The organism is Dyella koreensis (assembly GCF_044904565.1).
GTDB classification, from domain to species: domain Bacteria; phylum Pseudomonadota; class Gammaproteobacteria; order Xanthomonadales; family Rhodanobacteraceae; genus Dyella_D; species Dyella_D koreensis.
Window position 1 is genome coordinate 96,631 of the sequence record NZ_JADIKD010000009.1, and the last position, 13,273, is coordinate 109,903.

A 13,273-nucleotide genomic window follows, 5' to 3' on the forward strand; every position below is an offset into this window, starting at 1 on the left:
GGAACACCGATGCCCTGGCTCGAACTCTCCCTCACCATCCGCTCCGAGCAGCAGCCACGCGTGGAAGAAGCGCTGGACGATCTCGGCGCGCTGTCGGTCACCCTGCAGGATGCGGATGCGGAAACGCCCGACGAGCAGGCGATCTTCGAGCCGGGCGTGGGCGAGCTGCCACTGTGGCCCACCATCACGCTCAACGCGCTATTCGATGCCGGGACAGATCGTCGCGGCCTTAGCGAGGCATTGGGTGAGCTGCTGCCGTGGCTGGAGCCCGATCAGATGCTCTATCACGACGTGGCCGATGAGGATTGGGAGCGCGCCTGGATGGACCAGTTCAAGCCGATGGCCTTTGGCCGGCGGCTGTGGATCTATCCGTGGAACATCGAGCCGCCGCAAGACGATGACAGCGTCGTCGTGCGCCTCGATCCGGGCCTGGCTTTCGGCAGCGGCACACATCCCACCACCGCGCTATGCCTGGAATGGCTGGATGGCCAGGATCTCGCGGGCAAGACGCTGATCGACTACGGCTGCGGCTCCGGCATCCTTGCCATTGCCGCGTTGAAGCTGGGCGTCTCCAGCGCCGTCGGCGTGGACAACGACCCGCAGGCACTCACTGCCTCCGCCGACAATGCCGAGCGCAACGAAGTCGCCGACCGGCTGGCCCTGTTCTTGCCCGATGACCTCGAGGCCGAGCCCGCCGAAGTCTTCATTGCCAATATCCTCGCGGGCCCACTGGGTGAACTGGCGCCCATTTTCGCTGCTGCCGCGAAACCCGGCGCGCCTTTCGCCATCTCCGGCATCCTCAAGGGCCAGGAAGACGAATTGCTGCAGCGCTATGCGGAGTGGTTCGAGGATTTGCGCGTCGACACACGCGAGGACTGGGTCCGCATTAGCGGCAAGCGGCGCTGAGCGACGAAACGCGAGAGAAAAAAAGCAAGACGCCGTTCCGCATCCGCGCGCCTTTCGTCCTTTACTCTTTACAGGTCGCACCGCGACCGACTCTACTTGCCGCATGTACGCCCAATGCCCCGACTGCCTGACCGTGTTCTCGATGGACGCGGAGACGCTTGCGCAGGCGCGCGGCCACGTCGTGTGCGGACATTGCGAGACTGAATTCGACGCGCTCGCCAGCCTGAGCAGCCAGCTGCCGCCCGAGCCGTTCCAGCAACTGCCGGAACATAAGTCGTCGGGCCGGCCGCCGCAGGTGGAATCGGCGGTGTATCGGCCACGGCAAGAAAGTGCGCTTGCAGCGGATTCTGGGACCACGCCCGCGGCTGAAAGCGAAGATTTTTCACACCTGGTGTTTTCGCCGCGCTTCGCACGGCCTGCGCACCAGAACAGGATGCGGCGCTGGCCGTGGGTGCTGGCCTGTCTGGTCCTCCTGCTCTTGCTGTGCGCACAGCTCGCCTGGGCCAAACGCGATGCACTGGTCGTCGACCCGACCGCTGGCACGCTGTTGCGCCAGGCCTGTAACAGTCTTGGCTGCCGTTTGCCGTTAGTGCAGGACGTGCAGCATCTGCGCCTGCTGGCGCGCGATGTGCAGGCACACCCATCGGTTCCTGGCGCGCTGCTGATCAGCGCCACCGTGCGCAACGATGCCGACTTCGACCAGCCCTGGCCGGTGGTGGTGGTGACCCTTTCCGATGTCGATGGCAAGCACGTGGCCATGCGCCGCCTGCGTCCCAGCGAATACCTCGGTGACGGCTTCGCCCTGCAACGCGGCCTGCCCTCCGGCACCAGCACCGCACTGGTACTGGAGGTAGAAGACCCGGGCAACAAGGCGGTGGCCTTCGAGTTCAGCTTCGAATAGCACACCGTCCTAGTCGGCTAGGAAACGCAGTACTTAAAATTCTTCCTACGCAAGGGTAAACTCGCCCCTTCGTCCTGCTGCACCCGGCGTTCCATGCGAGCCGCCGCCCGCGGTATCAGCCAAAGCAACATGCAGCGACCCATGCAGCCGCTGCGTAGAACGTGAGGGAAATGCCTGTGAACGCCGTCAGACTGCCTGCTTCCGAGGCCGCGAAAGAGACCTCGTCGCAGAGCGCGTTGAGCGAATGTGTCAGCCGCACTGTCCGCCGCTATCTCGCCGACATCGGCGATACCGAGTGCGACGAAGGCTTGCACGCGCTGGTCATTCGCGAAGTCGAAGGCCCGCTGCTGCGCGAAGTGCTGGCTTGGCACGACGGCAACCAGAGCCGCGCCGCGGCCGTGCTCGGCATCAACCGCGCCACCTTGCGCAAGAAGCTGGCCGCACACGGCCTGCTCTGAGAGCCAAGGACATCACCGCAACGCCGGAGGGGCGTCCGGCATCTGCACCGTACAACAAGGATGTGTCCCCATGAACGCCCTCGCACCTTCCGTCTCGCTCCGCCTCGCCACCGCTTCCGACCATGCCGATCTGATCCGGGTCTGGGAAGCCGCCGTACGCGCCACCCATCATTTTCTCGCCGAAGAAGACATTCTGTTCTTCCGCGGCTGCCTGCCTTCGGCGTTTGGACTGCTAAACGTCTGGGTCGCCGAGGATGACGGACGCATCGTCGGCTTCATCGGCGTCTCGGGACACCACATCGAAGCCCTGTTCATCGCACCCGAGCAACATCGGCGCGGCGTTGGCCGACGCCTGCTCGACCACGTCATCGCCACCGCGCCCGGCGTTGCCTGGAGGGTCGACGTGAACGAGCAAAACCCTGAAGCCACGCGCTTTTACCAGCACTACGGCTTTGTGCAGACCGGGCGTTCCGAGCTGGATCCCAGCGGCCGCCCCTTTCCTTTGCTGCATATGGTTCTGCGCCGCTGACCGCCCGCGGCCCGCGCAGGGCTTATAATCGCGAGCTTTCCCGCAGGAACCCGCGTCATGTCCGCAGCTACTCCGGCACCCGTCCGCCGTGCCTTGCTCAGCGTCTCCGATAAAACCGGCCTGATCGACCTGGCCCGCCGGCTGGCCGCCAAGGGCGTGGAGCTGCTTTCCACCGGCGGCAGTGCCAAGGCGCTACGCGACGCCGGCATTCCGGTAAAGGACGTGAGCGACGTCACCGGCTTTCCGGAAATCATGGACGGCCGCGTCAAGACGCTGCATCCGAAAGTGCACGGCGGACTGCTTGGCCGCCGCGGCACCGACGACGCCGTGATGGGCGAACTCGGCATCGCGCCGATCGACCTGCTGGTACTCAACCTGTATCCGTTCGAAGCCACCGTGGCACGCGCGGACTGCACGCTGGAGCAGGCCATCGAGAACATCGATATCGGCGGCCCGGCCATGCTGCGTTCCGCGGCGAAGAACTGGAACGACGTGGGTGTGCTCACCTCGCCCGACCAGTACGAAGAGGCCATCGCCGAAATCGAGCAACAAGGCGGCCTGACACGTGCCACGCGTTTCAAGCTGGCGGTAGCTGCGTTCAATCGCGTGTCGAACTACGACGGCGCCATCAGCGACTATCTCTCCGGTCTGCAGCTCAACGATACGCAGGACGCCATCGCCGGCCACGAACGCTTCCCTGGTCAGGCCAACGGCCGTTTCGTGAAACTGATGGATCTGCGCTACGGCGAGAACCCGCACCAGCACGCTGCGTTTTATCGCGACCTGTATCCGGCGCCCGGCACACTCGCCACCTTCCGCCAGTTGCAGGGCAAGGAGCTGTCGTTCAACAACATCGCCGACTCCGATGCTGCGTGGGAATGCGTGCGCAGCTTCACCAAGCCGGCCTGCGTCATCGTCAAGCACGCCAATCCCTGCGGTGTGGCCGTGAGCCTCGAAGGCATCGGCCGTGCGTATGATCTCGCTTACCAGACCGACCCCACCTCGGCCTTCGGCGGCATCATCGCGTTCAACCGCGAGGTCGACGCGGCCACGGCGCGCGCCATCGTCGAGCGCCAGTTTGTGGAAGTGGTGCTGGCTCCGGCTTATGCGGCAGACGCCCTCAAGGCTTTCGCCAAGAAGGGCAATGTGCGTGTGCTGGAGATCCCGCTGCCGGCTGAAGGCTCACTTGTCGACGCGCATCCGGGCAATGACGTGCGCCGCGTGGGTTCCGGCCTGCTGATCCAGACCGCCGACCGCGGCATGGTCACCGCCGAGGATCTGAAGATCGTCACCCGCCGTGCGCCGACCGAAGCGGAAGTCCACGACCTGATCTTTGCGTGGAAAGTGGCGAAATACGTCAAGAGCAATGCCATCGTCTATGCCCGCGACCGCCAGACCATCGGCATTGGCGCCGGCCAGATGAGCCGCGTCTACAGCGCGCGTATCGCCGGCATCAAGGCGGCGGACGAGAAGCTGGAAGTGCGCGGATCGGTGATGGCTTCCGATGCGTTCTTCCCGTTCCGCGACGGCATCGATGCCGCTGCCGCTGCCGGCATCCGTGCGGTCATCCAGCCTGGCGGCTCGATGCGCGACGCCGAGGTGATCGCGGCCGCTGACGAGCACGACATGGCGATGGTCTTCACCGGCATGCGCCACTTCCGTCACTGATGTTCGTGTAGGAGCGCACCCTGTGCGCGAAAGCCCTGCGCAGCAGGGCCGCCTTTGCCACATGATGAGAACAGAGCAGCCCTGCTGCGCAGGGCTTTCGCGCACAGGGTGCGCTCCTACGTCAGTCCGTCGTGGCGGGCGCGGCCTTCCACTCGATGGGCCGCGCATAGCGACGCGCCAGCACCGCGCAGGTCATCAACTGGATCTGGTGAAACAGCATGATCGGCAACACGATCATGCCGAGCGGATGGCCGGCGAACAGCACTTTGGCCATCGGCACACCACTGGCGAGGCTCTTCTTCGAGCCGCAGAACACGATGGTGATCTCATCCTCGCGATGGAAGCCCAGCGCGCGCGATCCATAACGCGTCGCCAGCAGCGCGAGCGCCAGCAAGACGACGTTCACCACCAGCAGACCGCCTAGCACCGGCAGCGGCGTCTGCTTCCATAGCCCCTGCAGCACAGCGGCGCTGAAAGCGGTGTACACCACCAACAGGATCGAGCCCTGATCCACATAAGCCAGCATGCCGCGATGACGGTTTACCCAGCCGCCGATCCAGCGCTGCGCCACCTGCCCGGCAACGAACGGCACCAGCAACTGCAACACGATGGTGCCCAGCGCATCCCAGGACATCCCGCCCTGCCCGTGCGATTCCATCATCAATCCCACCAGCAGCGGCGTAATGAAAATGCCCAGCATGCTGGACGCCGAGGCCGCGCAGATCGCCGCCGGAATATTGCCGCGCGCCATCGAAGTGAACGCGATCGACGATTGCACCGTGGAAGGCAGCGCGCACAGAAACAGCACGCCCAGATACAAGTCCGGCGTCACCAGCGGCGCCAGCAACGGTCGCAACAGCACGCCCAGCAACGGGAACAATACAAAGGTGCTGGCCAGCACCGTCAGGTGCAGCCGCCAATGCGTCATGCCTGCCAGCACCGCCTCACGCGAAAGCTTGGCGCCATGCAGAAAGAACAGCAGCGCGATCGCCGCATCGGTCAGCACGTTGAACACCGAAGCCGCCGTGCCGCGACAAGGCAACAGGCTGGCCGTCACCACCGTGACGATCAGCGCGCAGGTGAAGCGGTCGGGCAGAAAGCGGCGCAGTGACATGGCCTGATATCGGGCGACTCAAGAAGAAGCCGCCATTCCAGCGCGCCGGCATTGATAAATCAAATCGTTTTATCTTATTCATTGATAGGATAAGCGCATGAATATCAGCCTGCGCCAGCTTCGCGCCTTCCTGGCTGTCGCCCGGTTGCGACATTTCCGGCGCGCGGCCGAAAGCCTGCACCTGACCCAGCCCGCGGTGAGCCGGCATATCGCCGAACTGGAAGCCGAGCTCGAAGTACGCCTGTTCGACCGCAACACCCGCGAAGTGGTCCCCACCGAGGCGGGCCGCTATCTGCAAGGCGCGGTGGAACGTGTACTGGATGAACTGGAAGGCGTGCTCGCCCACGTACATTCGGAAAGCGAACGCCAGCGCGGCAAGGTGCGCGTCGCCGCCGTGCCGACACTCTCTGCCGGCTTGATGCCCACATGCATCGCCTCCTGCGCCCGCGACTATCCCGAACTCACCGTACAACTGCACGATCAGGTGCAGACCCTGGTGCTCGACAGCGTGCGCGGTGGCGAAGTGGATTTCGGCCTCGCGATCGAACCTGCCGACCGCGAATCCTTCGACAGCGAAACCATCCTGCATGACCCTTTCATGCTGGTCTGCCGGCGCGACCATGCGTTCGCTTCGCTGCCCGACGTGCCGTGGAAGAAACTGAAAGGCCAGCCACTGGTGCTGCTCGATCATGCCTCCGGCAGCCGCCGCCTGATCGATCTCCAACTCGTCGCGCAACGCATCCAGGCGCCGGTCGTGCAACAGACCGGGCATACCTTGACCGCCTTCCGCATGGTCGAAGCCGGCCTGGGTGTCACCATCACGCCGCAACTCTCGCTACCCGTTCCCGAGGCGTTGGTCGTACGGCCGCTGACACCCGTCGCCCATCGCGCCATCACGCTGATCCGGCGCCGGCACCGCTCGCTGTCGCCCGTTGCGGAACTGGTGTGGACACGCATTCGCGAAACAGCGGTGCAGCTCACCCTGGCGCCACCCAAGCGCAAGACGCGCTGAGTCCCTCCACACTACCTTGAACCTTCAGCGTCTACGGTCGGTACTTCGACACCGGAGACCGCCATGCGCTACGAGCTCTACTACTGGACCGGCATCCAGGGCCGCGGCGAATTCGTGCGGCTGGCGTTGGAAGACGCCGGCGCCGACTACGTTGACGTGGCACGCGAAGCCGGCGACCAGGCCATCATGCCCTTCCTGCAAGGTAGCGAACCCGGTGCGCGTCCCTTCGCCCCACCCTTCCTCAAAGCGGGCCGCGCCGTCATCGCGCAAACCGCCGCGATCCTGTTCTACCTCGGCCCCCGACTAAACCTTGTACCGAAGAGCGAAACCGCGCGGCTCTACGCGCATCAACTGCAACTGACCCTTTCCGATTTCGTCGTCGAAATCCACGACACCCACCACCCCATCGCCAGCCGCCTCTACTACGAAGACCAGCGCCGCGCCGCCAAAGAACGCGCCACCGACTTTCGCCAATACCGCATCCCCAAGTACCTCGGCTACTTCGAAGACATCCTCGAACACAGCAACGGCAAACACCCCCTCACACGCCACTCCTACATCGACCTCTCCCTGTTCCAGGTCATGAGCGGCCTCAACTACGCCTTCCCCAACACCATGCGCCGCCTGCGCCGCAAACTCCCCCACCTCAACGCCCTCACCGAGCGCGTTGCATCCCGCCCGCGACTCGCCGCGTACCTGGCATCTCCACGGCGCATTCCCTTCAACGAAGAAGGCATCTTCCGCCACTACCCCGAGCTGGATGCGGCACGCTGATACAAGACGATCAGGCCAGGAAAGAAACATCCCGACGCCTGACACTGGAAAAGGCGCAGCTACAAAGCACGCCGCCTGCTCTGAGGCCATTTCTCTTTGATTACTTTCTCTTGACTCCGGGCATCCATGCCCTCCGCCCTTCGGGCCAGCTGCGCTGTTCGCACCCGCTCCTGCGGGTGCGTGGGCCAGCAAAGAGAAAGTGACCCGGCTCGCGGCAGCGAGTCGGAAGCCCGCGGCAGGCGAGCCAGGGCACGCAGACGCGACGGTCGAAGCGCTTCACTACTGGATCCCTGCCTGCGCAGGGATGACGAAGCAGGAGGGGATGTCACAAGAGCCAAATCCTCTCTCGAAGGAAGAGGCAGAAAAACCTAAAACATCGCGATAACCAGCGCCCCCGCCAAAATCAACCCACCCCCAACCAACACCGGCCAACTAGCCTGCTCCCCAAGAAACACCAGGCTCAGCACAATCACAAACGCCACACTGAGCTTGTCGATAGGCGCCACCTTGCTCACCGGTCCCAACTGCAACGCGCGGTAATAACAAAGCCACGAGAGCCCGGTCGCCACACCCGACAACACCAGAAACACCCAGCTATGCCACGACAGCCCGGAAGGCTTGGCCCACTCGCCGCGCAAACTGAGAATCCCGGCCGTCACCATCAGAATCACGATGGTGCGAATAAACGTGGCGAGGTTGGAATTGATCCCCGCCACACCGATCTTGCCGAACAATGCCGTAAGCGCGGCGAAGAACGCCGAGCCCAGAGCGAACAGCAGCCAGCTCTCGCGCAGATTCACCGGACAGCCCGCAGCATCGGCATAGGGATCGGCTTACTTGCCGTCGCTGGTTGACTCGGCTTCCGCGGGCTTGCTCTTGCCCCACTCCATCACCTTGTACATCACCGGCTTCACCGGCTCCTGCGGGCCGCTTTGCGCGTGATAGTTGCCGTTGGCGTCAACCATGTAGGTCTGCGGAATGCCGGTCTTCGGCGTCACCACCACCATGTACAACGCGCCGCTGCGGCGAAATTCCTGGATGGTCTCGTCACCCTGCTTGCGCACGGTGACCTGCGGCGGTGGCTCGCCGCGCGCATCGCGGGGGCCGCTCTTGTCCTGCATGGCCGGCAGGGCCGGCGCCTTGCTGTTGATGGCCTGGGTGCTGGCCGGCTTCTTGGTCGCGGGCGGCTCCACCGCCTTCACGCCCGGATCGTTCATGCCCGGCGGTGGCGGCGCCGGCGGCAGCGATTGGGATTGCGCAAAAGCCGGCAAGGCAACGAAGGCACCAAGAGCGGCGAGCAAGGCGATAGGTTTCATGATCACAACCTCCTCAGAAGACCCGAGCATAGCAGCGCCCCGGCGACGCTCCGTGAAGCGCGACACGATGACGCCACGCCATGAGGCGTATCGGCATAAACTCCCCACTCTCCATGCCCGCGGATGCGCCTGCTGGCGTCCCCGCCACACACAGACCCACGGTCCCCCATGTCCAAGCTCATCCTGATCGACGGCTCCTCGTACCTGTACCGCGCCTTCCACGCACTGCCACCGCTGAGCAATGCGCAGGGCGAGCCTACCGGGGCGCTGTTCGGCGTGGTCAACATGCTGCGCGCAACGCTGAAGGCGAAGCCGGAATACCTGGCCTTCGTCAGCGACGCACCCGGCCCCACGTTCCGCGACGAGCTCTACGACAAGTACAAGGCGCAGCGCCCGCCGATGCCCGACGATCTGCGCGCGCAGGTCGATCCGATGCTGGCCATTGTCGGCGCGCTGGGCTTTCCCATCCTGCGTGTTTCGGGGGTGGAGGCCGACGATGTGATCGGCACCCTGGCCGAGCAGGCGCATGCGCAAGGCATCGAGGTGGTGATCTCCACCGGCGACAAGGATCTGGCCCAGCTGGTGCGCCCCGGCGTGAGCCTGGTCAACACCATGACCAACACCACCATGGACAGCGCCGGCGTCATGGAAAAGTTCGGCGTGCGGCCGGACCAGATCATCGACTACCTCACCCTGGTCGGCGACACCGTGGACAACGTGCCAGGCGTGCCCAAATGCGGCCCCAAGACCGCCGCCAAATGGCTGGCCGAATACGGCTCACTGGACGGCGTGATCGCCAACGCGGACAAGGTCGGCGGCAAGATCGGCGAGAGTCTGCGCGACGCGCTTCCGCAACTGCCGCTGTCACGCCAGCTGGTGACGATCAAGCTGGACGTGCCGCTGGAACAAACCGTTACCGACCTGACCCTGCGCGACAAGCACGTCGAGCAGCTGCGCGAACTGTTCACTCGCTACGAATTCAAAGCAGCGCTGAAAGACCTCGAGGCCAACGACGCCCCCGTAGGAGCGCACCCTGTGCGCGACCAGACGCCGGCGGAACACGCCGCCATACCGGCGCCCGATCGCGCACAGGGTGCGCTCCTACATCAAGGCTTCGATCTCAGCGCACCAGGCAGCTACGAACTGGTCACCACCCAGGCGCAGCTCGACGACTGGCTGCAGCGCCTCTCGAACGCCGAACTGATCGCCTTCGATACCGAAACCACCAGCATCGATTCGATGATGGCCGACATCGTTGGCCTCAGCCTGTCGGTGGAGCCGGGCAAAGCCTGCTACATCCCGCTGACACACGACTATCCGGGCGTGCCTGCACAACTCGCGCGCGACCACGTGCTCGCCGCACTCAAGCCGATCTTCGAAGACCCGAACAAGGCCAAGCTCGGCCAGCATGCCAAGTACGACATCAACATCCTGTCGCACTATGGCATCGCGCTGCAGGGGCTGAAGCACGACTCCATGCTGGAGTCGTACGTGTGGAACGCCACCGCAACACGTCACGACATGGATTCACTGGCCAGGAAATACCTTGGCTACGAGACCGTCAAATACGAAGAAGTCGCCGGCAAGGGTGCCAAGCAGATTTCCTTCTCGCAGGTGGATCTGGATACCGCCTGCCGCTACGCCGCGGAAGACGCGGACATCACCCTGCGCCTGCACTATGCGCTGTGGCCGCTGCTACAAACCGAGCCAACGTTGCGCAGCGTGTACGAGAACATCGAGATCCCGCTGGTGCCAGTGCTCGCCGGCATGGAACAGCGCGGCGTGCTGATCGACGTCAACATCCTGCGCCTGCAAAGCCAGCAGTTGGGCAAACGCATGCTGGAATTGCAGCAGCAGGCATGGAAAGCCGCCGGCCACGATTTCAATCTCGACTCACCCAAGCAGTTGCAGGCCGTACTGTTCGACGAACTCGGCCTGCCGGCAAAGTTGAAGACACCCACTGGCCAGCCATCCACCAACGAGGAAGCGCTGGAAGCGATCGCCGATGACCATCCGCTGCCGCGCTTGATCCTCGACTACCGCGGCCTGGCGAAGTTGCGCTCGACCTATACCGAGAAACTGGCCGAGATCGTTAACCCACGCACCGGCCGCGTACATACCAGCTATCACCAGGGCGCGGTCGCGACCGGGCGCGTGTCGTCGTCCGATCCCAACCTGCAGAACATCCCGGTGCGTACCGAAGAAGGCCGCCGTATCCGCCAGGCGTTCATCGCGCCGGAAGGCTGGGTAGTAATGGCCGCCGACTATTCGCAGATCGAGCTGCGCATCATGGCTCACCTCTCGGGCGACGAAGGCCTGATGCGCGCTTTCAGGGAAGGTGGCGACGTGCATCGTGCCACCGCCGCGGAAGTGTTCGGGCTCAAACCCGAGGAAGTCAGCACCAACCAGCGCCGCGCCGCCAAGGCGATCAACTTCGGCCTGATGTACGGCATGAGCGCGTTCGGCCTGGCGCGCCAGCTCGGCGTGGATCGCGGTGAAGCCAGCGACTACATGGCGCGTTATTTCGCCCGCTATCCAGGCGTGCACGCTTTCATGGAAGCCACGCGCGAACAGGCGCATCGCGACGGCTACGTGGAAACCATCTTCGGCCGCCGCCTCTATCTGGAGAACCTCAAGGCACGCAACCAGGCACTGCGCGCCGGCGCCGAGCGCGCCGCGGTGAACGCTCCGATGCAGGGCAGCGCTGCCGACATCATCAAGCGCGCCATGATTTCCGTGGCCGCCTGGCTGAAGGAACGCGACGACGCGCACATGCTGATGCAGGTGCATGACGAACTGGTCTTCGAGGTCCGCAAGGACGCCGTGGAGGAGGTTCGTGCCGCCGTCGTCGCTCGCATGTCCGGCGCCGCCGAACTACGCGTGCCCCTGCTGGTCGAAGCCGGGGTCGGCGCTAACTGGGACGAGGCGCACTGACCGCCCATCCCGGCCGCCCTTTTCGTTCGTTTTTCGTCAAATGAATCGCCGCTAAATTTTTCTCGCAAGCTTTGTGCAACTTTTCCCAATTAGCACGTTCTAAGTGATCGGACGTACGCAACGGCGTCCGCGGCTCACCACCTCCCTGGATGAGCCATCCGGTAAGCGGGCCTTCCCCTGGGTCCCGCTTCCACCCCGCCCCGAGGGTTCCCCCCTAACCCTCGGGGCATTTTTTTGCCCACGTTTCGGGTAAGAGCCTGTTCCCTACCTTTTCGTAGCCCGCGTTGAGTGTCGGCGGGCGCCAGGTGGTGGAGCGTGGCGCAGCGCCTGGCTGGCTGCCAGGCCAAGCCGCGCGCCGCCGCATGGCGCCCGCCGACACTCAACCCGAAGGGCCGGGTCTGTTTGCGCCCCAGCCGGCGTCATCGCTCGGTCGTGTACGGACGTACACTCCCTCACTCTTCCTTGGCTGGCACGCAAACAGCTCCCGGCGCGGGCTACGAAAAGGTAGGGAACAGGCTCTGAGACGGCTGACGGTCAAAGCGGCTAGCATGCTGCCCACTCCGGTCGCGCCGGCCCGGCCGGCTATTCGCGAAAGGTTGCGATCACGGTGCAGAAGAAAGGCAAAGCCACCTCGTTCGACATTGCCCATCTGGCAGGGGTCTCCCAGTCCACAGTATCGCGCGCACTGCGCGGCAGCCCCTTGGTGAGCGAGGAAACACGTCAGCGCATCCAGGCCGCCGCCGCCGAGCTCAAGTACAAGGTCGACAAGAACGCCTCCAACCTGCGCACCCGCCACTCGGGCACCCTGGCGCTGCTGCTGTTCGAAGACCCGACGGCCGACGACTCGCACATCAACCCGTTCTTCCTTTCCATGCTGGGCTCGATCACCCGTGCCTGCGCCCAGCGCGGCTACGACCTGCTGGTCTCTTTCCAGCAGCTCTCGCACGACTGGCACGCCGACTACGCCGATACCCGCAAGGCCGACGGCATCATCCTGCTCGGCTACGGCGACTACCTCGCCTACCGCGACAAGCTGGAAAAGCTGGTCGGCCAGGGCACGCACTGCGTGCGCTGGGGCGCGGTGCTGCCCGATCAGCCAGACATCTCCATCGGCTGCGACAACTTCCGCGGCGGCCAGGATGTCACCGCTCATCTGCTGGAACAGGGCTTCCGCCGCATCGCCTTCCTCGGCGACGCCTCCAGCCACTACCCCGAATTCTTCGAACGCTACCGCGGCTATGCCGACGTGCTGGAACAAGCCGGCCTCAGCGTCGACCCCGCTTTGCAGGTCAACGCCGAAAGCACCGAGCAATCCGGCTACACCGCCCTGGAAGCCCTGCTGGAACGCAAGGCTCCTTTCGACGCCATCTTCGCCGCCAGCGATCTCATTGCCATCGGCGCCATGCGCGCCCTCGCCGACCACGGCATGACCGTTCCCAATGACATCGCCGTCGCCGGCTTCGACGACATTCCCACCGCAAGCTTCGTCAACCCGCCGTTGACCACGGTACGCCAGGACACCCGCCAGGCCGGCGAAGCGCTGGTCGACAATCTGTTGCGCCTGATCCGTCAGGAGCCAGCGGAAAGCGGCATGTTGCCGGTGAAACTGGTGGTTCGCCGCTCCAGCCTGCGCGCGCGTTAAGCGTTCCCCGCTGCGTTCC

At 64.5% G+C, this 13,273-nt stretch carries 12 protein-coding genes; 9 read left to right on the forward strand and 3 right to left on the reverse strand.

From position 1 onward, the window contains the following. Window positions 1–9: 9 nt before the first annotated feature. The 5 genes from prmA (at window position 10) to purH (ending at window position 4,462) form a co-directional block, all read left to right on the forward strand. The gene (prmA, locus tag ISS97_RS07930) at window positions 10–906 is read left to right on the forward strand and encodes a 50S ribosomal protein L11 methyltransferase (RefSeq protein WP_379985381.1); all 897 of its coding nucleotides are present in this window, start codon (window positions 10–12) and stop codon (window positions 904–906) included. A gap of 103 nt (window positions 907–1,009) precedes the next feature. After that, window positions 1,010–1,807, forward strand: coding sequence for a zinc-ribbon and DUF3426 domain-containing protein (locus tag ISS97_RS07935; protein ID WP_379985379.1), 798 nt, complete (start codon window positions 1,010–1,012; stop codon window positions 1,805–1,807). Window positions 1,808–1,977: 170 nt separating this feature from the next. Continuing rightward, window positions 1,978–2,265 (forward strand): helix-turn-helix domain-containing protein, encoded by a 288-nt coding sequence (locus tag ISS97_RS07940; RefSeq protein ID WP_090453289.1) that lies wholly within the window; start codon window positions 1,978–1,980, stop codon window positions 2,263–2,265. A gap of 70 nt (window positions 2,266–2,335) precedes the next feature. Beyond that, window positions 2,336–2,794, forward strand: a complete 459-nt coding sequence (locus ISS97_RS07945; protein ID WP_379985378.1) for a GNAT family N-acetyltransferase — start codon at window positions 2,336–2,338, stop codon at window positions 2,792–2,794. A 57-nt stretch (window positions 2,795–2,851) separates the two neighbouring features. Next, window positions 2,852–4,462, forward strand: a complete 1,611-nt coding sequence (purH, locus tag ISS97_RS07950; RefSeq protein ID WP_379985377.1) for a bifunctional phosphoribosylaminoimidazolecarboxamide formyltransferase/IMP cyclohydrolase — start codon at window positions 2,852–2,854, stop codon at window positions 4,460–4,462. A gap of 121 nt (window positions 4,463–4,583) precedes the next feature. Here purH and ISS97_RS07955 read toward each other — a convergent pair whose 3' ends face one another. Then, window positions 4,584–5,576: a bile acid:sodium symporter family protein gene (locus ISS97_RS07955; RefSeq protein WP_379985376.1), complete on the reverse strand. Its 993-nt coding sequence runs from the start codon at window positions 5,574–5,576 to the stop codon at window positions 4,584–4,586. Between the two features lie 97 nt (window positions 5,577–5,673). On the opposite strand from ISS97_RS07955, the gene ISS97_RS07960 reads away from it, so the two are divergent. Next, on the forward strand, window positions 5,674–6,588 hold the full coding sequence (locus ISS97_RS07960; RefSeq protein WP_379985375.1) for a LysR family transcriptional regulator: 915 nt from the start codon (window positions 5,674–5,676) through the stop codon (window positions 6,586–6,588). A 63-nt stretch (window positions 6,589–6,651) separates the two neighbouring features. After that, window positions 6,652–7,362, forward strand: a complete 711-nt coding sequence (locus ISS97_RS07965) for a glutathione S-transferase (protein WP_379985374.1) — start codon at window positions 6,652–6,654, stop codon at window positions 7,360–7,362. A 368-nt stretch (window positions 7,363–7,730) separates the two neighbouring features. Here the strand turns inward: ISS97_RS07965 and ISS97_RS07970 are convergent, their stop codons facing one another. Beyond that, on the reverse strand, window positions 7,731–8,162 hold the full coding sequence (locus ISS97_RS07970) for an EamA family transporter (RefSeq protein WP_379985373.1): 432 nt from the start codon (window positions 8,160–8,162) through the stop codon (window positions 7,731–7,733). A 33-nt stretch (window positions 8,163–8,195) separates the two neighbouring features. Continuing rightward, window positions 8,196–8,678, reverse strand: coding sequence for a DUF2782 domain-containing protein (locus tag ISS97_RS07975; protein WP_379985372.1), 483 nt, complete (start codon window positions 8,676–8,678; stop codon window positions 8,196–8,198). Between the two features lie 168 nt (window positions 8,679–8,846). On the opposite strand from ISS97_RS07975, the gene polA reads away from it, so the two are divergent. After that, a complete protein-coding gene (polA, locus tag ISS97_RS07980; protein ID WP_379985371.1) occupies window positions 8,847–11,612 on the forward strand; it encodes a DNA polymerase I in 2,766 nt (921 codons plus the stop codon). A 607-nt stretch (window positions 11,613–12,219) separates the two neighbouring features. Next, complete coding sequence (locus tag ISS97_RS07985; RefSeq protein WP_379985370.1) at window positions 12,220–13,254, forward strand: LacI family DNA-binding transcriptional regulator; 1,035 nt, start codon at window positions 12,220–12,222, stop codon at window positions 13,252–13,254. Window positions 13,255–13,273: the final 19 nt, after the last annotated feature.